A 23,861-nucleotide genomic window follows, 5' to 3' on the forward strand; every position below is an offset into this window, starting at 1 on the left:
GGTTACTTCAGGCAGCTACCGGCGTCGACCGGCAGCGTGACACCGGTGATGTAACGCGCCTCGTCGGAGGCCAGAAACAGCACCGCATTGCTGATGTCCACGGCGTTGACCCACGGGATCGGCAGCGTATGGAACATCTGGCAGATCGGCGCCATGTCGTCGGGGCCCGGGTTCTCCAGGTCCGGCCGGAACATCTTGAAGGTGCCTTCGTTGTGCAGCATGTCGGTGTTGACGTGGGTGGGATGCACGGTGTTGGCGCGGATGTTGTGATGGCCGAGTTCGACGGCGAAGCCGCGCATCAGGCCCACGACACCGTGCTTGGCCGACACGTAGTTGCCGCAGTGCGGGTAGGCCTTCAGGCCGCCGACCGAGCTGGTCAGGATGATGGAGCCGCCACGTCCGCCGTTGATGATATGCGGCACAGCGGCTTTCACCGACTTCCACACACCGGACAGGTTGATGTCGATCATCTCGTCCCAGTCGAGTTCACTGGTCTCGTGCAGGGGGTCGCCACCGTTGCCGATACCGGCATTGGCCACCACGATGTCCAGCCGTCCGAGCTGCTCCACACCGCTGTCGACGGCCGCCTTGAGTGCAGCGGCGTCACGGACATCGACCTCGGCGGTGACGATGCGGCGATTGAGGCCCTTCACCAGGTTGGCGGTCTCGGCGAGATCGTCGGGGGTGGAGGCGGGAATGGCGGTCTCGACGCCGGGCCGGATCGGTCCGGCGATATCGATTGCGATGATGTCGGCGCCCTCTTCGGCCAGCCGAACGGCGTGGCTGCGGCCCTGCCCGCGTGCCGCACCGGTGACGAATGCGACCTTGCCTTCTACCCGCCCTGCCATGTGGTCCTCGATTCCTCGGTCATTCCTGCATCAGTACCTTTTGTGCACTTGCTCAGCACTCTTTCACCGGCAGAGACTCGTGTCAATGACAGACTCAAATCGGGATATTTGTACTCTTCGCTTAGAAGAATCAGGTTCTCATCGAGGTGCGGGGAGGAGGGCTCGGCCTCGGAGGGGCCTCGCCGCGCAGCTGTGCCCAGGGGCGTGGCGCCACCGATGTGCGATGCGGTCGGTGGGGGCGCGCCATGCGAGCTGCGAGCGACGCTGCGTGTCTTCGCGGGGCGGGTGCTGCACCCGCGAGAACGGGATTCTCAGTCGTCGGTGGCGAAGCCGTGGGCGACGAAATCCCACACTTCCTGCGCCGAGATCGGTGTGACGGCGACATCCTCGCTGCCGCTGGACTGTGCGACGAACATCACGGTCTGCATCGTCATCGCCGCCATCCGGCGGGGGCTGACGGTGGGCCGCAACTTGCCGGCCGCGGCGGCTTCCTCCATCAGCTCGGTGAGCAGCACCACCAGCGGTGCATGGGCCACCTTGACCTCGGACGGATGTGATACCAGCAGGCGCGGGGCGAAGTCGGTGAACAGTGGACGCTTCGCGGTCGGGTCGGGCCGAGAGGATTCGAAGAGCAGCTCGATGGCCACCTTGAGTCGCTCGATCGGATCGGTATGACCGGCGACGGCCGCCCGGATCTGGTCCGCGGATCGGCTGAGGGCGTCCTCGAAGAGTGCGAGCAGCAGCTCGTGTTTGCCGTCGAACTGCAGGTAGAAGCTGCGCAGTGACTGGCGGGAGCGGTCGACGACCTCTTGCACGGTGAAGTCCGTGCTGCCCTTCTCGATGATGATCGACTGAGCCGCGTCAAGGAACCGCTGGACGCGCTGAGCCGCGCGCAATTTGGCGGTCTTGATCGAGCGTTCGACCGCGCGCTGCTTCCAGGCGGGTTCTTCGCTTGCGCTGGTCACCGGCGCCTCAGCTGCGTGCCGAGTGGGAAAGACATGAATGGACTGTACCGGAGAATGCTTGGGCATCGCCGTGCTCCACCCCCTCGCGACGTACGTGTCGGAGACTCTAGCTTCCTCATGGCGAGAATACTATTCTCATTTTCGCAGTTTCAGAAGGTCTACCGGAAAACCGGCTTTCCCTGAACGGAAGGCGCGCCGAAACTACGGTTGGTGGGCGGAAATGGCCTCCGACCAGCAATGACCGTAGTTTCGGCGGTGAGAATCGCTCTACAGCTGAGCGAGCCGTGGTGCGGAGCCGCGTGCCCGCAGTCCCGCACCGGCTTTCTTGGTGAGTTCGCGCGAGCTGCCCAGCAGCCCGTCGAGCACCAGGGCCCGCTTCACATGGCGATGCAGCTCGTGTTCCTCGGTGAAGCCGATGCCACCGAGCACCTGCTGGCAGTTCTTGGCCGCGGTCAGCGCCGCCCTGCCCGCGGCGGCCTTGGCCAGCAGTGCGAGCAGGTCGGGGTTGTCCGCGCTCGGCAGGGTCAAGGTCGCTTCGGCGCCTTCGATGGCCACCAGCGTCTCGGCCAACCGATGCCGCACGGCCTGAAAGGAGGCGATCGGCTTGCCGAACTGAACGCGATCCAGTGCGTGTTGGCGGGCCAGCGCGAGCATCGCCCTGGCGGAACCGATCAGCCACCAGCTGACTGCCCGTCGGGCCTCGGTCACCCGGATCGGATAGCCGTCGTCCTCCCGGCGCAGCGGTAGCCCGCCCATCGTCGGCTCGGCGCTGACCGCACTGATGCGGTCCCACACCACCCAGCCGTTGCCGGTGTAGGGAATAGGCAGTTCCACGGTGTCGCCGATGGTGTTGCCCGTTGCATGTAGGACGACATCGACGAGAACCGAGGCGTGTGACCCCGTTTCGCCCAGCAACCGGAACACCAGCGGGATCGCCAGATCCGGCGCATCGGAGAGCATTTCGGCCCAGCCGAGTTCGGTCAGCGCCGCGTCCAGCTCCGGCCCCGACGCCGACAGCATGGTCTTGCGCAGGGATGCCTCAAGCATCTCGAGTGACTCGCGATCCATGTTCACTCCTTCCCGAGATCGAGCAGGCGGCGGGCGATGATGTTGCGTTGCACTTCTGCGGTGCCGCCGTAGATGGTGGCCGACCGTGAGTACAGGTACTCGGTGCGCCAGTCGGTGTCGTCGAGTTCGATGGCACCGGGCAGCAGGTCGTGCACGGTGTCGTAGAGACGCTGTTCGGCGGTCGCCAGCAGCACCTTGTCGATGGAGGTGTCCGGACCGAGCTTCTGGCCGTCGGCCAGCCGGTGCTGGGTGGCACGGGACCGGCACCGCAGGGTGTGCAGGGCCAGATATGCCTCGCCCATGTCGGCGTCGATGTCCTTCGGGCTGGACTGCCCGACCTCCTTGAGGTCATTGATCAGCGCGTCGAAACGTGAGTACAGGTACGCGATCCGCTGCCAGAAGCAGGTCGATCGCTCGTAGGGCAGCAGATCCATGGCGAGTTGCCAGCCGTCACCGGGCTTTCCCAGCATGCGGCTCGCGTCCACGACCACATCGTCGAAGTACACCTCGCAGAACTCGTCGACACCGTGCATGGTGCGCAATGGGCGCACGCTGATGCCCGGCGTATCCATGTCGATGAAGAACGCGGTGATGCCCGCGTGGGGCGAGCGAAGCGACGGGGAGTCGGGCGAGCCCTCTCCGGTGCGGGTGAGCAGGATGCAGCGGTGCGAGAACTGCGCGAAGCTCGTCCACACTTTTTGGCCGTTGATGACCCACTGGTCACCCTTCTGCGTGGCCTTGGTGGTCAGCGACGCCAGGTCGCTACCGGACCCCGGTTCGGAGAATCCCTGGCACCACTGCTCTTCACCGGACAGCAGTTTGGGCACCATCTCGGCGGCGAGTTCGGTTGTGGCGTAGTCGATCATCGTGGGGGCCAGCACCTCGAGCATCGAATAGGGCCCGGGCTCGGCAAGCCTGCGGCCCACGATCTCCTCGCCGACGATCGCCCGCAGAATCACCGGACCGCCGAGACCGCCGGCGTGCTCGGGCCAGCCGTACCGGCTCCAGCCGCCGTCGTACAGCGCCTTCTGCACCCGGGCGAACTGGCGCATATGCCCTTCCAGGGAGTGATCCTCGGGCGGGGTGAGGTCATTCTCGGCGAGCCACTCCCGCAGCGCCGTGCGGAAGGCCGCGGGATCGTAGAGATCACTCGGATCCATGATTGGCTTGCTGGGCTCGCTCATGCCGACGGCCGTCCGATGGCATGCGGCTTGCCGTGGTCATGATCGCCATTGCGCCGGATGAAGGTCATGGCCCTGGTCCGCAGCCGCCACCCGCCTTCGGTGCGCACGTAGGTGTCGCGGTAATACCCGATCCGCATGTCATGCGCCGAATGTTCGATGAAGCACAGGGGCTGGGTGCCGGTGGCGTTGTCGGCGCCCTCGACGAGATCCACGAGAGCGGTGCCTGTCATGAACAGCCCCTTGGGGGCGGCATCGACCAGCACCGGAAAACGTTCCAGCGCATAGGTTTCACCGAAGGCGCTGTAGGTGCCGTCCGGGGTGAAGACGCTGACCAGACCCTCGATATCACCCTGGGTGATGGTGACCGCGTATTTGGCCAGCAGCTGCTGGATTTCCACCAGGTCGTCAGTTCGGCTAGGAGCCATCGGCGTACTCATTCTTGTAGACCTTACCGCCCTTCATTACAAATGTGACATCCCGTGTAACGGTGATGTCTTCCAGGGGGTTGCCGGGGACGGCGATGATGTCGGCCAGCAACCCCTCGGCTAGCCGACCCCGGTCCGTGACGTTGATCAGATCGGCGGCGATGGTGGTTGCCGAGCGCAGCACCGCGGCCGGCGGCATGCCCCATTCGACCAGGGTGACGAGTTCGTCGGCATTCTTGCCATGCGGAATCGCCGGCGCGTCGGTGCCCACCGCGATCTTGACCCCGGCCTCATAGGCCGCCTTGATCGATGTCTCCGCTTTGGGGAACATGATGGCAGCCTTGTCCTGCAAGGCTTTCGGCGCCTTGGATACGTCCATTGCCTGCGCCAGCCGCCGGGTGGTCACCAGGAAGCGGTCGTTGTCGACCAGTGCCTGGATCGCCTCGTCGTCCATCAGGAAGCCATGCTCGATGCAATCGATACCGCACGCCACGGCGTGCTTGACGGCCTCGGCGCCGTGGGTGTGCGCTGCCACCCGCATACCGCGGCGATGCGCCTCGTCGACGATCGCGCGCAGTTCGTCGTCTGAATAATGCTGCGCGCCTGCCTCACCGGTCAGCGACATGACGCCACCGGAGACGCAGACCTTGATCAACTGAGCGCCGTGCTTGATCTGATACCGCACGGCCCTGCGGACCTCGTCGACCCCGTTGGCGATGCCCTCCTCGACGGTGAGCTCCAGCGCGCCAGGCATGAACGCGGCGAACATGGTGGGGTCCAGGTGCCCGCCGGTGGGGGTGATGGCGTGCCCGGCCGGCACGATGCGTGGGCCGTCCACCCAGCCGGCGTCGATGGCCTTGCCCAGCGCCACGTCCAGCAGATAGCCGCCGGTCTTGACGAACAGACCGAGGTTGCGCACGGTGGTGAACCCGGCGCGCAGGGTGCGCCGGGCATTGCCCACCGCACGCAGCACGCGGGTCGGCGGATCGTCCTGCACCTGGGACAGGCCGGGATTCTCGCCGCGTCCGCCCATCAGCAGGTTGACTTCCATGTCCATCAGGCCGGGTAGCAGATAAGCGTCGCCCAGATCGATGATCTCGCCTTCGGGCTCGCCACCGATGCCGATGATGCGGTCTCCGGAGACACGAACGATGCCGGGGCGGATGATCGCCCCGGCATCGACGTCGACCAGACCCGCGGCTTTGAGGGTCAGTACGTTCGACACGCCTAAACCACCGGCTCCTTGATCAGGTTGATATAGGCCGCGCCACTGTCGAGCACGCGCGGTTGCTTCCACACCTCGATCGGGAAGCTCACCATGACGATGGACTGGCCCAGGTGCACCAACGCCTTGGCGTCCTCGGGCATCGAAGCCAGTGGGAAGCGGGCGTCGACATAGACCATGATGTCTTCGAGCCGTTTCATGCCGGCGTCGTAGAGTTCCTGCATCTCGGCCATCGTCGAGTTGAGGCGCTTTTGGTACCGCTCTTCCTCGGTGGGAAGGCACCAGTCGGAGAATCGCTCCAAATCGGCGAATTCCTCGGGCAGCTTAGACATTTACCTGATCCTTTTCCGGCGCCTTCGCGCCCGTGGTTGCGGCGCCGTTCGCTGATCCGTCGGCCGTCTTTTCTTCGAGGCTGGCCTTGTACCTGTCAACGTACTGGTGCGCCGTCATGTGCAGGTGGCGAAGCAGGATCTCCTGATCGCACAGCGGGAACTCGGTGACGGCGCGGGTGCCGATCTGGGACTGGGTGGCTTCCAGGGTGTTGGCGTCCTGGAATGCGTACTCCTTGAAGGTGACCGCTGCCAGTTCCTGCGACAGGCGTTCGCGCAGGTTCTTCGGCGGCACGAAGTACAGGTCGGCCTCGAAGATATGGCTGTCCACACCGGTGGGCCAGTAGTTGTAGGTGAGGTACCAGCCCGGCGCCCAGAACAGCAGCGTCCAGTTCGGGAAGAACTCGAAAGAGTCGGTGCCCCAAGTCGCATGGCGGCCCGGGTTGATGGCCGGCGGCAACTCGTCGGGCAGGATGCCGTCGATGTCGGGCCGGTCCCACGGTCCGAACAGCCCGCTGTGCAGGATCTGCTCGATGGGCTTGACCATGTTGATGTCCTTCGGCGGTGACATACCGCCCCACGACGACACCATCGAGTGGTCGCCCTTGATGTCGTAGGCCAGCGCCTCGAAGCCGAACTTGGCCAGCTTCTCGGCCTCCTCCTTCTCGGCCTGCTTCATGTGCAGGATCGGTGCGTGGTAGAACTCGGTGAACGCGTCGATGAAGAGCTTCCAGTTCGCCTTGATCTCCGAGCGATAGCTGTAGTGCTCGGTCATCTCGTGGAACGGGTAGCCCTTCAGGCCCTCGCCGAACTCGCCGAGGTATTCCTGCAGCGACACCGCGTCATCGTCGAAGTTGACGAAGATGAAGCCTTCCCACACCTCGCACCGCACGGACTTGAGCGGGTAATCGGCCTTGTCCAGATCGAAGAACTCGCTCTCCTGCTGGACGAAGGTCAGATCGCCCTTGAGGTCGTAGCGCCACGCGTGGTACTTGCAGACGAACTGCCGGCAGCTCCCGGAGACCTCCTCGTTCGGGTAGTCGTTCCACACCAGCTTGTTGCCGCGGTGCCGGCACAAGTTGTAGAAGGCGCGGATCTCGTCGCCGTCGTTGACGATGATGATCGACACGCCGGGGCCGACCGACGGAAGTTCACGGGTGACGTAGCGGCCCTTCTTGGGGACGAGTTCCACTCGGCCCATGTGCAGCCAGGTCTTGCGGAAGATGGCTTGCTGTTCCAGCTTCCAGTGCTCGGGATCGATGGAATCGGTGTAGTCGACCGGTGCCGTGCCGAGTTCCGGCCAGTTCTCGGTCCAGCTTCCCGCTGCTGGTTTGGGGAAAAACGCCACGGTGCAACCTCTCTGGTGTGTTCGTTTCGGGTCCGTCGCTCGCTGCCGGGTGCTGGACTACCAGCGGACATCGGCGGCTTCTCCGGTACGAGAATCATATTCTCATAACTGACTAACAGATTTCCAGTCTTTGGCCGTAGGGTCTTCGAAGATGCCCGTGAATCAGCGTGCTCGTGGCCGCGTCGCGCGCCGAAATGCGCGGTCAGGGGCACCGAGAACACCGCCGGACGTTGATTCTCGTACTGTGAGAAGTTAGTTTGCATGTATCGAGAATCTCCAGCGTTGAACGATGGAACCCCGAAGGGACGGCCCATGCACCAGGACGACATGATTCTGATCAGCGTCGATGACCACATCATCGAGCCGCCGGATATGTTCAAGAACCACCTGCCGGCGAAGTATGTCGACGAGGCGCCGCGGTTGGTGCACAACCCGGACGGTTCCGATACCTGGCAGTTCCGCGACACGGTGATCCCGAACGTGGCGCTCAACGCGGTGGCCGGCCGGCCGAAAGAGGAATACGGACTGGAACCGACCGGACTCGACGAGATCCGCAAGGGCTGCTACGACGCCGCCGAGCGGGTCAAGGACATGAACGCCGGTGGTGTGCTGGCCACGATGAACTTCCCGTCGTTCCCGGGATTCGCGGCGCGCCTGTTCGCCACCGAGGACGCCGAGTTCTCGATGGCGCTGGTGCAGGCCTACAACGACTGGCACATCGATGACTGGTGCGCGTCGCATCCGGGCCGGTTCATCCCGATGGCGATCCCGGCGATCTGGGATCCGGCGCTGTGCGCGCAGGAGATCCGACGGGTGGCCGACAAGGGAGTGCATTCGCTGACGTTCACCGAGAACCCGTCTGCGCTGGGCTACCCGAGCTTTCACGACCTGGAGTACTGGAAGCCGATGTGGGATGCGTTGGTGGACACCGAGACGGTGATGAACGTGCACATCGGTTCGTCGGGCCGGCTGGCGATCACCGCCCCGGATGCGCCGATGGACGTGATGATCACCCTGCAGCCGATGAACATCGTGCAGGCGGCCGCCGATCTGTTGTGGTCGGCGCCGATCAAGGCCTATCCGACGTTGAAGATCGCCCTGAGCGAGGGTGGCACCGGCTGGATTCCGTACTTCCTGGACCGGGTCGACCGCACCTATGAGATGCATTCGACCTGGACGCATCAGGACTTCGGGGACAAGTTGCCCTCGGAGGTGTTCCGCGAGCACTTCATGACGTGCTTCATCTCCGATCCGGTCGGGGTGAAGAACCGGCACATGATCGGGGTGGACAACATCTGCTGGGAGATGGACTACCCGCACTCCGATTCCATGTGGCCGGGTGCCCCGGAGGAACTGCACGCGGTGTTCGACACCTATGACGTGCCCGACGACGAGATCAACAAGATCACCCACGAGAACGCGATGCGGCTGTACCACTTCGAGCCGTTCAGGCATGTCCCGCGCGAGCAGGCCACCGTCGGCGCGCTGCGCAAACAGGCCGAGGGCCACGACATTTCGATCCAGGCGACGAGCTCGCACGACAAGCGCTCGGGTGCCGATGTCGCCGACTTCACCGCCAACGCCCGCGCGGTGAGCGGCGCCAAAGACTAGCCAGAGAACGCATTGGGCGGACGGTGCAGGGAGACCTGCACCGTGGGCGTCGCGTGCACGGACTGAGGAGGAACTGTGTCTGAGGGTATGAACTTCGAACTCACCGAGGACCAGCAGCTGATCCGCAAATCGGTGGCCGAACTGGCGGCCAGGTTCGACGATCACTACTGGATGGAAAAAGATCAGGCGCACGAGTTCCCGACCGAGTTCTACGACGCCATCGCCGCCGGCGGTTGGCTGGGCATGACCATCCCCGAGGAGTACGGCGGGCACGGTCTGGGCATCACCGAAGCCACCATCCTCGCCGAGGAGGTGGCCCGCTCCGGTGGCGCCATGAACGCCGCCAGCGCCATCCACATGTCGATCTTCGGCATGCAGCCGGTGGTGGTCTTCGGGTCCGAGGAGATGAAGAGGGCGACGCTGCCGCGCATCGTCAACGGTGACCTGCATGTCTGCTTCGGCGTGACCGAACCCGGTGCCGGGCTCGATACTTCGCGGATCACCACCTCCGCCAAGCGGGACGGCGATCACTATGTGGTCAACGGCCGTAAGGTGTGGATCTCGAAGGCGCTGGAATCGGAGAAGATCCTGCTGCTGACCCGCACCACGCCGCGGGACGAAGCGGCCAAGCCCACCGACGGTCTCACCCTATTCCTCACCGATATCGACCGCGACCACGTCGATATCCGGCCGATCAAGAAGATGGGCCGCAACGCCGTCAGCTCCAATGAGGTGTTCATCGACGATCTGCGCATTCCTGTCGAGGACCGTATCGGCGAGGAAGGCAAGGGGTTCTCCTACATCCTGCACGGACTCAACCCGGAGCGGATGCTGATCGCCGCCGAAGCCCTCGGCATCGGCCGGGTCGCGCTGGACCGCGCGGTGAAATACGCCAACGAGCGGGTGGTGTTCGACCGTCCGATCGGCAAGAACCAGGGCATCGCGTTCCCGCTCGCCGATTCGCTGGCCCGCCTCGACGCGGCCGAACTGATCCTGCGTAAGGCCACCTGGCTATATGACAACGGCCAATCGTGCGGACGCGAGGCCAACATGGCCAAGTACCTGTGCGCCGATGCCGGGTTCGACGCCGCGGACCGTGCGCTGCAGACCCACGGCGGTATGGGTTACTCCGAGGAGTACAACATTTCCCGGTTCTTCCGGGAGTCCCGCCTGATGAAGATCGCCCCGGTCAGCCAGGAGATGATCCTGAATTTCCTGGCCGCCAATGTGCTCGGCCTGCCCAAGAGCTACTGACCTGAAGAGTCACGCGAGGTTGCGGTTATCGTCATGTCCACTCGCACTTTGTCGCGATAACGGCAATCTCGCGTTCAGGCAGAGGGGACCATCGTCATGAGCACCACCGGGCCGGCATTGCCGCTGGCCGGCATCACTGTCATCGCCATGGAACAGGCGGTGTCCGCGCCGATGTGCACCAGGGTGCTCGCCGACTTCGGTGCCCGGGTGATCAAAATCGAGAATCCCAAGGGCGGGGATTTCGCGCGCGATTACGACGATGTGGTCAACGGCCTGGCCGCGCATTTCGTGTGGGCGAACCGGGGCAAGGAATCGGTGACGCTGAACCTCAAATCGCCGGCGGGTATGGGCGTGCTGCACCGGTTGCTCGCCGGAGCCGACGCCTTCGTGTCCAACCTCGCCCCCGGGGCCACCGCGCGACTCGGGTTGGGCCCGGCGGACCTGCGCGTGCGCCACCCGCAGGTGATCCCGGTCGAGATCGACGGTTACGGCCCGGGCGGCCCGCTGTCCGAGAAGCGCGCCTACGACCTCTTGGTGCAGGCGGAGTCGGGATCGTGCGCGGCCACCGGCCACCCGGGGATGCCGGCCAAACCCGGAGCGCCGGTCGCCGATATCACCACCGGCCTGTATTCGGCGCTGTCGATCATGGCGCTGTTGCTGGGCCGGGCACGCAGCGGCGCCACCGAAGCCGCCCCGGCCGTGGCGGTCAGCCTGCTCGACACCATGACCGACATCATGGGCTACCAGTTGACCTACACCCAGCACTCCGGGATCGATCAGGAACCGCTGGGGATGAGCTCGCCCGCGGTCGCGCCCTACGGTTCGTTCGGTACCCGTGACGGGCAGACGGTGGTGCTGGGTACCACCAACGACCGCGAATGGCAGCGGCTGGCCCGGGAAATCATCGAGCGCCCCGATCTGGCCGATGATCCGCGCTTCGCGACCAACCCGCAACGCTGCGCCAACCGGGACGAGCTCAACGCGGCCATCGAATCATGGTGTGCACAGCATGATCTCGACGATATCCAGCGCATCGCCGACGCCGCCGGGATCGGCAATTCGCGCTACAACAAGCCCAGCGAAGTCATCGCACACGAGCACCTGAAGGCACGCGACCGCTGGCGGCAGGTCGACACCCCCAACGGCGAGATCGCCGCGCTGCTGCCGCCGCCGGTGATCAGCGGCCTGGAGCTGGGGATGGGTGCGGTGCCCGGGCTGGGACAGCACACCGACGACGTACTGCACGAACTCGGTTACACCGCCGAGGAATTGGCTGCAATGCGCGGCGACGGTGCGATCGGCCCGGTGTACTCGTGAGCATCAGCGAGGAGCCGAAGGCGGATCGCGCATGAGTGATGTGTTGTTGATCGAGGACCGTGGCGGGGTGCGCACGCTCACCCTGAACCGGCCGCACCGCAAGAACGCCATCGACGTCGAACTGTGGCACGCGCTGGCCGCGGCCCTGCGCGCGGTCGACACCGACGACTCGGTGCGCGCGGTGGTGCTGACCGGTGCCGGCGGGGCGTTCTGCTCGGGTGCCGATATCGGCACCGGCGAGGCGATCCATCCCCGGCGAAAGCTGCAGCGGCTCACCGATGTCGCGCTGGCACTGCACAACCTGACGGTGCCCAGCGTCGCCAAGGTCACCGGTGTCGCGGTCGGCGCCGGCTGGAACCTGGCACTGGGCTGCGACCTGGTGGTGGCGACCCCCGAATCGAAGTTCTGCCAGATCTTCGCCAAACGCGGGCTGTCGGTCGATCTCGGCGGCTCCTGGCTGCTACCCAAAATCGTCGGCCTGCAGCAGGCCAAACGCCTTGTGCTGCTGGCCGATATGATCGATGCGGCCGAGGCGCACCGGCTGGGGCTGGTCACCTGGGTGCGCGACGCCGACGCGATCGACGCGTTCGTCGATGAGGTGGCGCGGCGGCTGGCCGATGGGCCACCGTTCGCGCTGGCGCAGAGCAAGGCGCTGCTCAACGACGGGGCCACCGCCACCTTCGCTCAGGCGCTGGGCAACGAGGCACGGGCTCAGCCCGGCAATTTCGCGACCGCCGATTCGGGGGAGGCCTACTCGGCGTTCGCCGCCAAGCGCGAACCAAAGTTTTCCGGAGAGTGGGCGGTGCCCTCCTCTGCAGTTGTCGAGAAGGAGCAGAACTGATGCGTGAGACCGTCATCGTCGGAGCCGTGCGCACGCCGGTCGGGAAGCGGAACGGCGGGCTGTCCGGGCAGCACGCCGCCGACCTGTCCGCGGTGGTACTCAAGCAACTCGTCGAGCGCACCGGGGTCGACCCGGGCCTGATCGATGATGTGGTGTGGGGCTGCGTGTCGCAGGTGGGCGATCAGTCCAGCAATATCGGACGGTACGCGGTGCTGGCCGCCGGCTGGCCGGAGAGCATCCCGGGCACCACGGTGAACCGGGCCTGCGGGTCCAGTCAGCAGGCGCTGGACTTCGCGGTGCAGGCCGTCATGTCCGGCCAGCAGGATGTCGTGGTCGCCGGCGGTGTCGAGGTGATGAGCCGGGTCCCGCTCGGCGCCGCGCGTGCCACCGGTCAGCCCTATGGTCCGAAAGTCTTTGCCCGGTATGACGATTTCTCCTTCAACCAGGGCATCTCTGCCGAGATGATCTGCCAGAAGTGGGATCTGTCGCGCACCCGCTGCGACGAGTACTCGGCGCAGTCACACGAGCGGGCCGCCGCCGCGCAGGACGCCGGCGCCTTCATCGATCAGATCGTGCCCGTCTTCACCGACGATGACGTCATCACCGACGACGAAGGGATCCGGCGCGGCACCACCGCCGCGTTGTTGGCCGGACTCAAACCCGCCTTCACCGACGACGGCGTCATCCACGCGGGCAACTCCTCGCAGATCTCCGATGGTGCGGCCGCACTGCTGGTGATGACCGCCGATCAGGCGCTCAACCTGGGTCTGACCCCGCTGGTGTACTACCGCGCGGGGGCGGTCACCGGCGCCGACCCGGTGCTGATGCTGACCGGTCCCATCCCGGCCACCGAGAAGGTGCTGCACAAGGCCGGCGTCGGGATCGACGATGTCGGCGTGTTCGAGGTCAACGAGGCGTTCGCGCCGGTGCCGTTGGCGTGGCTGGCAGAAACCGGCGTCGACGAGGCGAAACTCAATCCGCTGGGCGGGGCCATCGCGCTGGGGCATCCACTCGGCGCCTCCGGCGCGGTGCTGATGACCCGGATGATCCATCACATGCGCGACAACGGCATCCGCTACGGGCTGCAGACCATGTGCGAGGGCGGCGGGACCGCCAACGCCACGCTGGTCGAGTACGTCTTCTAGTCGAAAGGACAACACGTGCAACGCAATCTGTTCACCGAGGATCACGAGGCATTCCGGGAACTCGCACGCGATTTCGTGGAGAAGGAAGTGGTGCCCGCCTACCCGGACTGGGAGAAGGGCGGCCGGATGCCGCGCGCGGTGTTCGAGAAGATGGGCAAGCTCGGCATGCTCGGCGTCGCCATCCCCGAGGAGTACGGCGGTGGCGGCACGCCGGACTACCGCTACAACGTGGTGCTCCAGGAGGAGGCGGCCCGAGCCCTGGTGACGCTGTCCACGGTGCGTACCCAGCTCGAGGTGATCCTGCCGTACTTCCTGCATTACGCGAACGAGGAGCAGCGCAAGCGGTGGTTCCCGGGCCTGGCCGACGGCACGCTGCTGACCGCGGTGGCGATGACCGAACCCGGTACCGGATCCGATCTGGCCGGCATGCGCACCACCGCCGTGCAGGACGGTGACCACTGGATCGTCAACGGCGCCAAGACGTTCATCACCGGCGGTATGCAGGCCGACCTCGTCGTCGTGGTGGCCCGCACGTCCACCGACCCCGACAACCGGCGCAAGGGGCTCACCCTGTTCGTCGTGGAGGACGGGATGGCCGGGTTCACCCGCGGCCGCGAGCTGGAGAAGATGGGCTGCAAGGTGCAGGACACCGCGGAGCTCTCGTTCGTCGACGTGCGGGTGCCTGCCGCCAATGTGCTCGGTGAGGTGGGGGAGGCGTTCAGCTATCTGGGTCACAACCTGGCTCAGGAGCGGCTGACCGTCGCGGTGGGCTCGGTGGCGCAGGCGCGATCGGCGATCGCCGCGGCCATCGACTACACCAAGGACCGCAAGGCCTTCGGTACGCCGGTCGCGTCGTTCCAGAACACCAAGTTCGAACTGGCGGCCTGCTCGACGGAGGTGGAGGCGGCCCAGGCGATGCTGGACCGGGCCGTGGCACTGCATGTCGACGGGGAGTTGTCCGCGCCGGACGCCGCGCGGGTGAAACTGTTCTGCACCGAAATGCAGGCCCGGGTGATCGACCGCTGCCTACAGCTCTTCGGCGGCTACGGCTACATGATGGAATACCCGATCGCCCGGCTGTACACCGATGCCCGGGTGGCCCGCATCTACGCCGGCACCAGCGAAGTCATGAAGGTGATCATCGCCAAGTCCCTCGGCCTCTGACGCGACGTGTGGTGCCGGCGCTCTGACCAGGCACGTGACACCTGTCGGAAGATTTGTTAAGTGAGACCCTTGTCACACGCCGCGAACCAACCTACTGTGTGTTCAGTTGGTTGGTTTGTCCCGGTGATGAGGAGAGCGGTGTCAGCGATATCTGCGGCGTCTGGGCCCCGGCCCTACGAGTCGCTGCTGGCCAAGGGAGAGGACCGCAAGCAGCGCATTCTTGCTGCCGCGGAGAACCTCCTGGCGCGAAACGGCTGGCGCAACACCTCGCTGGCCCAGATCGCCAGGGAGGCCGGAGTCAGCGCCGCCGGCCTGCTGCACCACTTCGAATCCAAAGAACAGCTGCTGCACGCGGTGCTCGACGCCCGCGATTTCGACGATGACACCCATGCCGACCGGGGCGGTGATCTGATCGCCAACATCGGTCGGGTGGCCGAGCGGTTCGACCGCGCTCCCGAACTCGTCGGAACCTTCACCGTGCTGCTGGTGGAGAACATTCAGCCCGACGCCCCGCTGCACGACCGACTGGTGGCCCGGCAGCAGGCCGCCGTCGGGATCGTCGCCGACGCGATCCGGCGCGGCCAGCTCAGCGGCCGTTACCGCTCAGACCTCGACCCGGCCGCCAAGGCCGTGGAGATTCTCGCCTTCGTCAATGGAATGGAGACAGCATGGCTACTCGATCCTTCAATCCCGCTGGCGGCAGTGTTCAAGGGATACACGGAGTCGCTGGCCCGCGACTTCGCTCCGGCCACCGAGAGGAGTTCGATATGAGGTACCGACTCGACGTGGTCGCACCCACCGTCGCCGAGGTGGTGCGCAACGCCGGCGGCTGGCTGGTCGACCGCGCGATGGCCGGCTGGGATGTCACGGTGCTGATCACCGGTGACGACGACATCCGTCCGTTGCAGATCCTCGGGGTGGACATCGGCGACCTGGAGACGGCGATGCAGCTCTGGGAGGAGCGGCCCCACCCGCAGACGGTGGCGGTGGCCGCCGAGCTGTTCGTCAGCGATGTGCGGGTCCGCGAAGGTGTGCTCGGCGCCCTGGATCAGGGCCTCACCGAGGTGACCCTCTGGGGCGACAGCTGGCCCGAAGAGCTGGACAGCACCGTCGGCTCGGTCCAGCACCAGCTGAGTGCGGCCGCCCGTGCCTTCAAGGCGCAGGCGCTGGCAGCCGCCGGCGACACCGCTCCGTTCGGTCGCACCGAGGCCTTCCGGTGCGGCGTCATGTCATGTCCGTCGGTGGCCGCAGACCTGGTGCCCGCCAGCTGAATTCGTCACCTCACAGGGACAGCGACGCGAGGAAATCCATCGTGCGGTCCCGGGAGGCGCGCCGCGCCGCGCCGTCGGCCCCGAGTGGCACGATCCGTGCGGCCAGGTCGGTGACGCCCGCGTCCCGGTAGCGCTGCAGTCCCTTCAGCACCGCCGCTTCGTCACCGGCGGCCATGGTGTCGCCGACGTCCTCGGCATCACCGTGCTCGAGTAACCGCAGGTAGTTCGGCGACAGATGAGCGTGCCCCAGCACCTCGCCGGCATGGGCGCGGGCGTCCTCGACATCGCCCGGCGCGCAGAGCGCGACAGGGACGCCGGCCACCACGCGCGGGCGGTCCCGTCCCGCGGCCTCGGCGGCGGCATTGATCCGGGGCGCGACGTGCTCGCCGATCGCCCGCTCATCCGCCATCCACAGAATCGTGCCGCCGGCGCGTTCACCCGCGATCCGCAACATGGCCGGACCGAGCGCGGCCAGCAGTACCGGCACCGTGTGATCGGTGACGTCCACCGGGCTGTGCACGGTGAAGGTGGCGTTGTCGACGTCCACCCTCCCCGCGCCGGCGCATCCGGCGAGCAGCACGTCGAGGTAGTCCCGTACCAGTGCGACCGGGCGGTCATACGGCAAGCCCAACTGCCCCTTGATGATCCAGTCATGCGACGGGCCGATGCCCAGGGTGAACCTGCCCGCGCAGGCGGCCTGCGTGGTCAGAGACTGCTGGGCCAGGATGACCGGATGCCGCGTCTGGATCGGGACGACCGCGGTACCGACTTCGATGCTGCTGGTGGCGACACCGATCAGGGCCATCGCGGTCAGTGCGTCGAGATACCCGGGCACCTGCGGGAACCAGAACGAGTGGAAGCCGGCCGACTCCGCGGCGACGGCATCGGACAGCAACCCGGCCAGCCGGTCCGCCCGGAGGCGTTCCCTGTCCGAGCCGACCATCAGTCCGATGCGCATGGCTGTCCCGTGCTCAGGGCAGCAGGGTGGGCATGGCGGCCCAGCCGCGCACCGCGGCCGTCTCCGAGGGCACGGCGTTCGGCCAGTCGACCTCCCACTCCGGAAAACGTTTGAGGATCTCCTCCAGCGCGATCCGGCCCTCGAGGCGGGCCAGCGCGTTGCCCATGCAGAAGTGTGTGCCCGCACCGAACGTCATGTGCGAGCGCTGCTCGCGGAAGATGTCGAAGACATCGCCGTCGGGTGCGAAACGCCGGTGGTCGCGATTGGCGGCGCCGACGAGCATGAGCATCGCCGACCCCTCGGGCACCGTCTGCCCGTAGTACTCGACGTCGCGGGTGACATAGCGGGCGATCTGCAGGGCCGGTGGCTCCCAGCGCAGGATCTCCTCGATCGCCTGCGGTATCAGCGCGGGATTCTCCGCGAGGGCGCGACGTTGCTCGGGATGATCGGCCAGCGTCTTACCGGCCCAGCCGATCAGCCGCGTGGTGGTTTCCGAACCCGCGGTAGCGATCACGATCAGGTATAGCAGCAATTCGTCACGGCGCAGTGTGCGCCGGGTCCCGGTCTCGTCTTCGAATTCGGCGTTCAGCAGGTCGGTCATGATGTCGTCCGAGGGATGTTCGACCCGCCAGTCGATGAATTCGGAGAACACCTCTCCGGTGGCCAGTCCCTCCAGGCGCTCGCCCTGCAGGGTCTCCTCGCCGTGGTCGGTGATCTGTTGCTGCCGGTCTTCGGGAATGCCCAGCAGCATCCCGATGACCCGCATCGGCATCTGTTCGCCGAGGTCGTTGACGAAATCGAAACGGCCCGAACCGATGAGCGGGTCGAGGCAGCGTGCGGTGAACTCCCGGATCTGCGGTTCGAGCGCGAGAACCTTGCGCGGGGTGAACATCCGGGACAGCAGATTGCGGTGGATGTTGTGGATCGGGGGGTCCTCGAAAATCAAGGTGCCGGGTGGGATCTCCATGCCGGACTTGATGATCTCGAGCACGGCGCCGCGGCCCGAGATGAACGTCTCGTGATCGATGACCGCCGCGTTGACATCGTCGTAGCGGCTCAGCGCATAGAAGTCGTGTTGTTCGTTGTAGTACAGCGGCGCCTCCTCCCTGATCCGCGCGAACACCGCGTAGGGGTCCATGTTCAATTCGACGCTGTACGGGTCGTAGTACAGGTCGGGTGCGGCGGCGGTCGACTGTGCCATCAGGGCTCCCTTGGGGAAGGCGAAGAGTGCGAATTTTCCGAACGGGCTGAGTGTTCTGTTGAGCACCTGCTTAGCAGGTGTATCGCGGCGCGGTCAAGGTTCTGGCACGGTTTACGCTATTGATGATGAATGTAAAGATGGGTCAACACCGGCCGAGGGGGACGCAATGACCGCAGAACAGATCGTGCGCGACGAGATCGCCGCCTGGTCCCGCAACGATGTCGACGACGTCATGAGTCACTTCGCCGAGGACGCCACCTTCGACATCGGCCCGGACTGGCCGAAGCTGTCCGGGCGCGCGGCGATTCACGACATGATGAAGGTCTTCTTCGCCGGCGGGCAGTGCGTCGATCTGGAGGTTCGGCACATCGCGGTGGACGGCGATGTCGTCTTGATGGAGCGGCGCGACCACTGGATCGTGGACGGTAAGAAGATGAGCTGGCCCGTCATGGGCGCCTACGAGGTGAAGGACGAGAAGATCACCGCCTGGCGGGAGTACTTCTACCCGCCGAAACAGGACTGACGGCCCATCAGCTGACGGTGATGATGACCTTGCCGATCGCGCGTCCGTCGGCCACATGACGTAATGCGGCGGCGGTATCGGCGAGTTCGTACGTCGCGCCGATGTGCGGTGCGACGGCACCGGAGGCCAGCAGTTCGGCCAGTTCGGCCTCATTGCGGGTGAACTCGTCCACCGGGATGTCTTGGAACTGGAACCCGAGGATCTGAATACCCTTGACCAGAACCAGATTCAGTGGGATGCGCGGGATGGTTCCCGATGCGAACCCGACCGTCACGAACCGCCCGCCGCGTTTGAGGGACCGCAGGGCGGGCTCGGATAGTTCACCGCCGACCGGATCGATCACCGCCGCCGCGCCGCCGGGAAGCAACTCGCGCAGCGCCTCACGAAGCTGCCCCCCATGGTGGTTGATTCCCTGCACCGCGCCGTAATGTTCAGCTGCCGAGAGTTTCTCGGGGGACGACGCCACCGCGATGACGCGAGCGCCGAGCGCGGTGCCCAGCGCGACCGCGGCCAACCCGACACCGCCGCCGGCCCCGAGCACCACGACATCGTCGCCGGACCGGATTTGTGCCGTGCTGTGCAGCGCGTGGTAAGCGGTCCGGAAGGCGACGCCGGATGCGGCGGCGGTGGGCGCGTCGATGCCGTCGGGGATCCTCGCCACACCGGCGATGCCTGCGCATACCTCCTCGGCGAAGGCGCCGAACATGGCGGTCCCGGTGACCCGGTCGCCCACTGCGAAATCGCCGGTGCCCCCAGATATCTCGGCGATGACACCGGCGAACTCACTGCCCGGCACGAACGGCGGCGGCACCGTGACCTGGTACTTCCCGGCAACCAGCAGCACGTCCGGGAAATTCACCGCCGCCGCGGTGACCTGCACCCGCACCTGGCCCTCGGCGAGGGCGGGGGAGGGCAGCTCCTGCACCCGCACCACCTCCGGCGGCCCGTACCCGCTGCAGACCGCAGCTCTCACCGGTAGTCGCTGGATTCGGCGAGTTCGGCGGCCGAGCGCATCAGATCGGTGACGACCGGGCCGAAGGCCAGCAGTTTCTCGTCATCGCCTGCCCGCTGAAAACCCTGCTCCAGCACGATGGCCAGCTTCCACTTGGCCAGCACCAGGTAGTAGTCCAGATCATCGACCTGACGGCCGGACACCTCGGCATAGCGTGCCACCACCTGATCGCGGGTCGGTGCGCCGCGCATGTCGACGTAGCTCATCGCGGCGGTGTCGTGCTCGTCGGCCGGCCAACTCTGCACCATCCAGCCGAGGTCGAGTTTCGGGTCACCGACCGTGCCCATTTCCCAGTCGACGATCGCGGCCAGCTGGGCGGGTGCGCCGTGGCGGTACATGACGTTGGCGAACTGGTAGTCGCCGTGCATCAGGCCGGGGATGAAGTCGAGCGGCTTACGCTCCTGCAGCCACGCCGTGGCGACGTCGAGCCCCGGCAGGTCGCGTTGTTTGATGCGCTCCAGGAAGCCGATCCAGCGGGCGACCTGGCGTTCGTGGAAGCCGTCGGGCCGGCCCAGGTCGTGCAGTCCCTTGGCCTTCCAGTCCACCTTGGAGAGCAGCGCGATGCCCTCGGCCAGTTGGTAACTCAGTTCCGGTCGGATGCTGAGATCGCTGTCGAACGGCTCGGGCCAGCGGGCGTGCTGGTCCATCGGGGACCAGCCGTCGACGAAGCCCATCAGATAGAACGGCCGGCCGAGCACGTTCGGGTCGTCGCAGACGCCGACGGCCTCGGTGTGCGGCACGTCGGTCCCGTCGAGTGCCTCGATGATGCGCCACTCGCGCAGGATGCCCTTGTCGCGGTCCGCGGGCGCGCCGGGCGGTGGCATCCGGATGACGCAGCGCTCGTCGCCGCGGGTCAGTTCGTAGATGACGTTCTGGGTGCCGCCCGAGAGGAAACGCGCCTGCAGCGGGGCTCCCTTGCCGGGCAGCCCGGCGTCGTCCATCCAATCGGCAAGGCGGGCAACATCGATGGCCGGAGCGTTCACAGGTTGCCCACCTCGGCCTCCAGATGTTCGGCGAACCGGGCCCGCGCGGCGTCCCGTTTACCGGGTATCCATTCGGTGGGCCACAGCCCTTCGGTGCCGGTGTAGTCGCGCAGCACCTGCTTGGCCACGGTGGTCTTGTGCACTTCGGTGGGACCGTCGGCCAGGCCCATCACCGCGGCCCCGGTCACCATCCCGAGGAACGGCATCTCGTTGGTGACACCGAGCGCACCGTGTATCTGCATGGCCCGCCAGGCGATATCGTGCAGAACTGTCGGCATGACGACCTTCACTGCGGCGATGTCCTTGCGGACCTTCTTGTAGTCGTTGTGCTTGTCGATCTCCCATGCGGTGAACAGCACCATCAGCCGGAACTGTTTGAGCTGGGCGTAGGAGTCGGCAATGTAGCCCTGCACAACCTGTTTGTCGGCGAGCAGGCTGCCGGCGGTGTGTCGCGACAGCACCCGTTCGCACATCATGTCCATTGCCTTCTGCGCCAGCCCGATGGTGCGCATCGCGTGGTGGATGCGGCCGCCGCCGAGGCGGGTTTGGGCGATGACGAACGCCTGGCCCTCCCCGCCGAGCAAGGCGGAGTCCGGTACCCGGACGTTGTCGTAGTGGATCAGTGCGTGCGAACCCTCGCCCTCGGCCTCTCCGTAGAGCCCCGAGTTGCGCACGATGGTCACCCCGGGTGTGTCCGTCGGTACCAGGAACATCGACATGCCCTGGTAGGGACTGACATCCGGGTTCGTCACCACCATCACGATCAGGAACGACGCGGTCGAGGCATTCGAGGAGAAGAACTTGTGACCGTTGATCACCCAGTCGTCTCCGTCGCGGACCGCGGCGGTCGTGAACTGGGTGGGATCCGCGCCGCCCTGCGGTTCGGTCATCGAGTAACACGAGAACACCTCGCCCTTCAGCAGCGGCCGCAGGTAGCGCTCCTTCTGGTCGGGTGTGCCGTAGTGGGCGATGATCTCGGCATTACCGGTGTCGGGGGCCTGACAGCCGAACACGATCGGCGCCCATTGGGATCGGCCGAGGATCTCGTTGAGCAGCGCCAGTTTCAGCTGTCCGTAGCCCTGGCCGCCGAGATCCGGACCGAGATGGGTGGCCCACAACCCTTTTCGGCGGACCCGCTCCTTGAGCGGATCCACCACGGCTCGGCGGGGATCATCCAGGGGAGTGAACTGCAGGTGCGGCCAGATGAGGTCCAGCGGTTCGACCTCATCGCGGACGAAGGCGTCCGCCCAGTCGAGGAGCTCCTGGAACTCCGGGTCGGTTTCGAAATCCCATGCCATCACGGTCTCCTTTGACTGGTGGTGCCTGCGATCAGGGTGGCGATATCGGTGCCGACGACGTCGACGAAGGAACGCCGGCCGAATGAGCCTGCGGCCCAATGTCGGGCGCCCTCGCTGACCAACATCATGGCCAGGTAGGCCAGATGGCCGGTATCGGTGCCGGCGGGCAGCTTCCCGTCGGCGAGCGCGCGGTCGAACAGTGCGGTGAACATGCCGCCGTCCAGATCCGGGGTTTCGGCGGTGCCCAGGATCCGGTGCTCGTGGCGGTAGCCCTCGAGGATGGTCTCGATCACCAGTTCGGCGGGATTGCGGGCCATCGAACGTTCCAGATCGGTCAGCGCCGCCTCGATGACGGCCTGGATGTCATAGTCGTCGCCGTCCAGCAGAGCGGCGACCGTGCGTTGCGCCGACCGGGTGGACATCACGCCGACCTCGAAGAGCACGTCCTCCTTGCGAGGGAAATAGAAGTAGAACAACGCTTTCGAGACTCCGGCTGCGGCGCAGATCTGGGCCACCGTGGTGCCGGCGTAGCCGTTGGTGCGCCACAGCGCCATCGCGGCCTGCACCAGCATGCGCTTGGTCTCGCGTGAGTTGGACCGCTGAAATGTGGCCCTGCGCTGACCACGGTCAGCTTCCGCGTTGCGCGAAGAGTGGGGCATTCTCTGACCGTACCTCGTCCGAACTAAGCTGACCAGAGTCCAACTAATCGAAATGGCAGACTGGTCTGATGGTGCTACGGGTGGCGGGGCTGGCCTTCGGATTGCTGGCGGTGGTCGCCGGTGGGTTGCAGCTGTGGGCATTCGGCCTGACCGGCGGTGCCCGCCATCTCATCCTCGGCGTGTTCGCGAGCTCCGTCGGCGCCTGCGTGATCGCTGCGGTGTGGCGCCGCCGGCGGCACTGACTAGAGCGGCCGCGGGCCAGCCCGTCGTGTCAGGTAATCGATCTGGCGGTGCATCGCGATGAGCGCGAAGAACGGCAGGATCATGAAAGGCACGTTCTCGGCGATGAACTTGAACCAGAGTCCGAAGGCGCCCTGGCCGATATCGCCGAATCCGGCCCGCACCTCGGCCAGGAAGTACACGGCGGTGCTGCTGATCAGCATGGCGCACCCGGTGAACGCCAGCCACAGGCACCTGATCCGCGCCTCGACCGGTAGATCGGTGCGCATCAGCCGGATCCACACGATGAAGAGCATGGTGCCGGTGATGACGCCGACGAGTTCGAGGCCGAAGATCCAGGTGTTGCCGCTGGTGTACCGGGTGTCGGCGAGCCCGTACTGCCACCACAGCCACTTCCAGCCCGGATCGGTGGTCGGCGTCCACCAGTTCAGCGGATGGCCGATGAGAAAGATGGTCTCGTAGCCGAGTTGGCTGCCCGCCGTGTAGGGCAGGTAGATCATCGTCAGCTCCGAGGCCCGTTCCAGTCGCGATCGTTGCTCACCGCGTCCGGTCCAGAAATAGACCAGCGGCAACACGATCACCGGCAGCCCGAACGCGAGATTGGCGATGACGTCGACGGTGAAGGTGGGCGGCAGGAGTCCGGTGCCGACCCCCACGACCGCGATGCTGAATGCGATGGCCGTGATGGCGGTGAGTGCGACGTAAGCCTTACGGCGGTGCGGCGCCCACGGACGCGCCAGGTTCGGCTCGCCGTCCGCCGAGACCTGCAGCTCGACATCCGATGTCATCTCGAGATCCTGTCCTTGCCGAATCGTGCGCCTCAGCGGAGGATAGGCCTCCGGCGCGGGCATGTTGAGCGAACGCTCAACATTTCGAGAATCTCGTTTTCTCTCGCCGTGAGTTGAGCGGGTCGGTGAGACGTTTGCCCTCGTTGACGATGAAGCGGCGCTGTGGAAATGTAATACTCATAGATGAGAGCCACATTCTCGTAG

The 23,861-nt window shown here is 65.9% G+C and carries 25 protein-coding genes; 10 read left to right on the plus strand and 15 right to left on the minus strand.

Annotated features, from left to right (window positions below; translation table 11 throughout):
• Positions 1-2 precede the first annotated feature (2 nt).
• The 8 genes from EXE63_RS24195 to EXE63_RS24230 all read right to left on the minus strand — a co-directional run bounded on the left by EXE63_RS24195 (position 3) and on the right by EXE63_RS24230 (position 7,392).
• A complete protein-coding gene (locus EXE63_RS24195; protein WP_057167278.1) occupies positions 3-848 on the minus strand; it encodes a mycofactocin-coupled SDR family oxidoreductase in 846 nt (281 codons plus the stop codon).
• 311 nt (positions 849-1,159) lie between these two features.
• Positions 1,160-1,879 carry a TetR/AcrR family transcriptional regulator gene (locus EXE63_RS24200; protein WP_168144025.1) on the minus strand — a complete coding sequence of 240 codons (720 nt, stop codon included), beginning with the start codon at positions 1,877-1,879 and terminating at the stop codon, positions 1,160-1,162.
• A gap of 201 nt (positions 1,880-2,080) precedes the next feature.
• Positions 2,081-2,881, minus strand: a complete 801-nt coding sequence (locus EXE63_RS24205) for an acyl-CoA dehydrogenase family protein (protein ID WP_209999943.1) — start codon at positions 2,879-2,881, stop codon at positions 2,081-2,083.
• Between the two features lie 2 nt (positions 2,882-2,883).
• Positions 2,884-4,041 (minus strand): acyl-CoA dehydrogenase family protein, encoded by a 1,158-nt coding sequence (locus EXE63_RS24210; protein WP_168144027.1) that lies wholly within the window; start codon positions 4,039-4,041, stop codon positions 2,884-2,886.
• Between the two features lie 20 nt (positions 4,042-4,061).
• Complete coding sequence (locus EXE63_RS24215; RefSeq protein ID WP_372513228.1) at positions 4,062-4,490, minus strand: nuclear transport factor 2 family protein; 429 nt, start codon at positions 4,488-4,490, stop codon at positions 4,062-4,064.
• Positions 4,480-5,715, minus strand: a complete 1,236-nt coding sequence (locus tag EXE63_RS24220) for a metal-dependent hydrolase family protein (RefSeq protein ID WP_168144029.1) — start codon at positions 5,713-5,715, stop codon at positions 4,480-4,482. Before EXE63_RS24220 ends, EXE63_RS24215 begins: the two co-directional genes overlap by 11 nt.
• Before the next feature lie 2 nt (positions 5,716-5,717).
• Positions 5,718-6,047: a hypothetical protein gene (locus tag EXE63_RS24225; protein ID WP_105366431.1), complete on the minus strand. Its 330-nt coding sequence runs from the start codon at positions 6,045-6,047 to the stop codon at positions 5,718-5,720.
• Positions 6,040-7,392 carry an aromatic ring-hydroxylating oxygenase subunit alpha gene (locus tag EXE63_RS24230; protein WP_168144030.1) on the minus strand — a complete coding sequence of 451 codons (1,353 nt, stop codon included), beginning with the start codon at positions 7,390-7,392 and terminating at the stop codon, positions 6,040-6,042. The genes EXE63_RS24225 and EXE63_RS24230 overlap by 8 nt, the downstream gene beginning before the upstream one ends.
• A 312-nt stretch (positions 7,393-7,704) precedes the next feature.
• Here EXE63_RS24230 and EXE63_RS24235 point away from each other — a divergent pair, with 312 nt between their 5' ends.
• The 8 genes from EXE63_RS24235 (at position 7,705) to EXE63_RS24270 (ending at position 15,995) form a co-directional block, all read left to right on the plus strand.
• Positions 7,705-9,003: an amidohydrolase family protein gene (locus EXE63_RS24235; protein WP_168144031.1), complete on the plus strand. Its 1,299-nt coding sequence runs from the start codon at positions 7,705-7,707 to the stop codon at positions 9,001-9,003.
• Between the two features lie 87 nt (positions 9,004-9,090).
• The gene (locus EXE63_RS24240) at positions 9,091-10,257 is read left to right on the plus strand and encodes an acyl-CoA dehydrogenase family protein (RefSeq protein ID WP_168145747.1); all 1,167 of its coding nucleotides are present in this window, start codon (positions 9,091-9,093) and stop codon (positions 10,255-10,257) included.
• A gap of 96 nt (positions 10,258-10,353) precedes the next feature.
• Complete coding sequence (locus EXE63_RS24245; protein ID WP_168144032.1) at positions 10,354-11,574, plus strand: CaiB/BaiF CoA transferase family protein; 1,221 nt, start codon at positions 10,354-10,356, stop codon at positions 11,572-11,574.
• A 31-nt stretch (positions 11,575-11,605) separates the two neighbouring features.
• The gene (locus tag EXE63_RS24250) at positions 11,606-12,415 is read left to right on the plus strand and encodes an enoyl-CoA hydratase/isomerase family protein (protein WP_168144033.1); all 810 of its coding nucleotides are present in this window, start codon (positions 11,606-11,608) and stop codon (positions 12,413-12,415) included.
• Positions 12,415-13,560 (plus strand): thiolase family protein, encoded by a 1,146-nt coding sequence (locus EXE63_RS24255; RefSeq protein ID WP_168144034.1) that lies wholly within the window; start codon positions 12,415-12,417, stop codon positions 13,558-13,560. The genes EXE63_RS24250 and EXE63_RS24255 overlap by 1 nt, the downstream gene beginning before the upstream one ends.
• A gap of 15 nt (positions 13,561-13,575) precedes the next feature.
• On the plus strand, positions 13,576-14,724 hold the full coding sequence (locus EXE63_RS24260; RefSeq protein ID WP_168144035.1) for an acyl-CoA dehydrogenase family protein: 1,149 nt from the start codon (positions 13,576-13,578) through the stop codon (positions 14,722-14,724).
• Positions 14,725-14,850: 126 nt separating this feature from the next.
• The gene (locus tag EXE63_RS24265; RefSeq protein WP_168144036.1) at positions 14,851-15,495 is read left to right on the plus strand and encodes a TetR/AcrR family transcriptional regulator; all 645 of its coding nucleotides are present in this window, start codon (positions 14,851-14,853) and stop codon (positions 15,493-15,495) included.
• A complete protein-coding gene (locus EXE63_RS24270) occupies positions 15,492-15,995 on the plus strand; it encodes a hypothetical protein (RefSeq protein WP_168144037.1) in 504 nt (167 codons plus the stop codon). Before EXE63_RS24265 ends, EXE63_RS24270 begins: the two co-directional genes overlap by 4 nt.
• 10 nt (positions 15,996-16,005) lie before the next feature.
• Here EXE63_RS24270 and EXE63_RS24275 read toward each other — a convergent pair whose 3' ends face one another.
• Both EXE63_RS24275 and EXE63_RS24280 read right to left on the minus strand, forming a co-directional pair.
• A complete protein-coding gene (locus EXE63_RS24275) occupies positions 16,006-16,953 on the minus strand; it encodes a TIGR03564 family F420-dependent LLM class oxidoreductase (protein ID WP_168144038.1) in 948 nt (315 codons plus the stop codon).
• Positions 16,954-16,966: 13 nt separating this feature from the next.
• Positions 16,967-18,154 carry a cytochrome P450 gene (locus tag EXE63_RS24280; RefSeq protein WP_168144039.1) on the minus strand — a complete coding sequence of 396 codons (1,188 nt, stop codon included), beginning with the start codon at positions 18,152-18,154 and terminating at the stop codon, positions 16,967-16,969.
• 166 nt (positions 18,155-18,320) lie between these two features.
• On the opposite strand from EXE63_RS24280, the gene EXE63_RS24285 reads away from it, so the two are divergent.
• Positions 18,321-18,677, plus strand: coding sequence for a limonene-1,2-epoxide hydrolase family protein (locus tag EXE63_RS24285; RefSeq protein WP_168144040.1), 357 nt, complete (start codon positions 18,321-18,323; stop codon positions 18,675-18,677).
• Between the two features lie 7 nt (positions 18,678-18,684).
• Here EXE63_RS24285 and EXE63_RS24290 read toward each other — a convergent pair whose 3' ends face one another.
• From EXE63_RS24290 to EXE63_RS24305, 4 genes are read right to left on the minus strand one after another with little or no spacing between them, the layout of a single operon-like run.
• On the minus strand, positions 18,685-19,650 hold the full coding sequence (locus tag EXE63_RS24290; RefSeq protein WP_168144041.1) for an NADPH:quinone oxidoreductase family protein: 966 nt from the start codon (positions 19,648-19,650) through the stop codon (positions 18,685-18,687).
• Entirely contained in the window at positions 19,647-20,630 is a 984-nt protein-coding gene (locus EXE63_RS24295; protein ID WP_168145748.1) for a phosphotransferase family protein, read from the minus strand. The genes EXE63_RS24290 and EXE63_RS24295 overlap by 4 nt, the downstream gene beginning before the upstream one ends.
• Positions 20,631-20,668: 38 nt before the next feature.
• Positions 20,669-21,970, minus strand: coding sequence for an acyl-CoA dehydrogenase family protein (locus tag EXE63_RS24300; protein WP_168144042.1), 1,302 nt, complete (start codon positions 21,968-21,970; stop codon positions 20,669-20,671).
• A complete protein-coding gene (locus tag EXE63_RS24305; RefSeq protein WP_168144043.1) occupies positions 21,970-22,629 on the minus strand; it encodes a TetR/AcrR family transcriptional regulator in 660 nt (219 codons plus the stop codon). The genes EXE63_RS24300 and EXE63_RS24305 overlap by 1 nt, the downstream gene beginning before the upstream one ends.
• 68 nt (positions 22,630-22,697) lie before the next feature.
• Here EXE63_RS24305 and EXE63_RS24310 point away from each other — a divergent pair, with 68 nt between their 5' ends.
• Positions 22,698-22,871, plus strand: coding sequence for a hypothetical protein (locus EXE63_RS24310; protein ID WP_168144044.1), 174 nt, complete (start codon positions 22,698-22,700; stop codon positions 22,869-22,871).
• Here EXE63_RS24310 and EXE63_RS24315 read toward each other — a convergent pair whose 3' ends face one another.
• On the minus strand, positions 22,872-23,657 hold the full coding sequence (locus EXE63_RS24315) for an emopamil-binding protein (protein ID WP_168144045.1): 786 nt from the start codon (positions 23,655-23,657) through the stop codon (positions 22,872-22,874).
• Between the last annotated feature and the right edge of the window lie 204 nt (positions 23,658-23,861).

Source organism: Mycolicibacterium frederiksbergense, from assembly GCF_012223425.1.
Classification (GTDB): domain Bacteria; phylum Actinomycetota; class Actinomycetes; order Mycobacteriales; family Mycobacteriaceae; genus Mycobacterium; species Mycobacterium frederiksbergense.

What these genes read in the sequence shown, in the direction of transcription:
- EXE63_RS24195 (WP_057167278.1), bottom strand. Translation starts at nt 848, where the DNA reads ATGGCAGGGCGGGTAGAAGGCAAGGTCGCATTCGTCACCGGTGCGGCA.
- EXE63_RS24200 (WP_168144025.1), bottom strand. Translation starts at nt 1,879, where the DNA reads ATGCCCAAGCATTCTCCGGTACAGTCCATTCATGTCTTTCCCACTCGG.
- EXE63_RS24205 (WP_209999943.1), bottom strand. Translation starts at nt 2,881, where the DNA reads ATGGATCGCGAGTCACTCGAGATGCTTGAGGCATCCCTGCGCAAGACC.
- EXE63_RS24210 (WP_168144027.1), bottom strand. Translation starts at nt 4,041, where the DNA reads ATGGATCCGAGTGATCTCTACGATCCCGCGGCCTTCCGCACGGCGCTG.
- EXE63_RS24215 (WP_372513228.1), bottom strand. Translation starts at nt 4,490, where the DNA reads ATGGCTCCTAGCCGAACTGACGACCTGGTGGAAATCCAGCAGCTGCTG.
- EXE63_RS24225 (WP_105366431.1), bottom strand. Translation starts at nt 6,047, where the DNA reads ATGTCTAAGCTGCCCGAGGAATTCGCCGATTTGGAGCGATTCTCCGAC.
- EXE63_RS24235 (WP_168144031.1), top strand. Translation starts at nt 7,705, where the DNA reads ATGCACCAGGACGACATGATTCTGATCAGCGTCGATGACCACATCATC.
- EXE63_RS24240 (WP_168145747.1), top strand. Translation starts at nt 9,091, where the DNA reads ATGAACTTCGAACTCACCGAGGACCAGCAGCTGATCCGCAAATCGGTG.
- EXE63_RS24245 (WP_168144032.1), top strand. Translation starts at nt 10,354, where the DNA reads ATGAGCACCACCGGGCCGGCATTGCCGCTGGCCGGCATCACTGTCATC.
- EXE63_RS24250 (WP_168144033.1), top strand. Translation starts at nt 11,606, where the DNA reads ATGAGTGATGTGTTGTTGATCGAGGACCGTGGCGGGGTGCGCACGCTC.
- EXE63_RS24255 (WP_168144034.1), top strand. Translation starts at nt 12,415, where the DNA reads ATGCGTGAGACCGTCATCGTCGGAGCCGTGCGCACGCCGGTCGGGAAG.
- EXE63_RS24265 (WP_168144036.1), top strand. Translation starts at nt 14,851, where the DNA reads ATGAGGAGAGCGGTGTCAGCGATATCTGCGGCGTCTGGGCCCCGGCCC.
- EXE63_RS24270 (WP_168144037.1), top strand. Translation starts at nt 15,492, where the DNA reads ATGAGGTACCGACTCGACGTGGTCGCACCCACCGTCGCCGAGGTGGTG.
- EXE63_RS24275 (WP_168144038.1), bottom strand. Translation starts at nt 16,953, where the DNA reads ATGCGCATCGGACTGATGGTCGGCTCGGACAGGGAACGCCTCCGGGCG.
- EXE63_RS24280 (WP_168144039.1), bottom strand. Translation starts at nt 18,154, where the DNA reads ATGGCACAGTCGACCGCCGCCGCACCCGACCTGTACTACGACCCGTAC.
- EXE63_RS24285 (WP_168144040.1), top strand. Translation starts at nt 18,321, where the DNA reads ATGACCGCAGAACAGATCGTGCGCGACGAGATCGCCGCCTGGTCCCGC.
- EXE63_RS24295 (WP_168145748.1), bottom strand. Translation starts at nt 20,630, where the DNA reads ATGGACGACGCCGGGCTGCCCGGCAAGGGAGCCCCGCTGCAGGCGCGT.
- EXE63_RS24300 (WP_168144042.1), bottom strand. Translation starts at nt 21,970, where the DNA reads ATGGCATGGGATTTCGAAACCGACCCGGAGTTCCAGGAGCTCCTCGAC.
- EXE63_RS24305 (WP_168144043.1), bottom strand. Translation starts at nt 22,629, where the DNA reads ATGCCCCACTCTTCGCGCAACGCGGAAGCTGACCGTGGTCAGCGCAGG.
- EXE63_RS24310 (WP_168144044.1), top strand. Translation starts at nt 22,698, where the DNA reads ATGGTGCTACGGGTGGCGGGGCTGGCCTTCGGATTGCTGGCGGTGGTC.
- EXE63_RS24315 (WP_168144045.1), bottom strand. Translation starts at nt 23,657, where the DNA reads ATGACATCGGATGTCGAGCTGCAGGTCTCGGCGGACGGCGAGCCGAAC.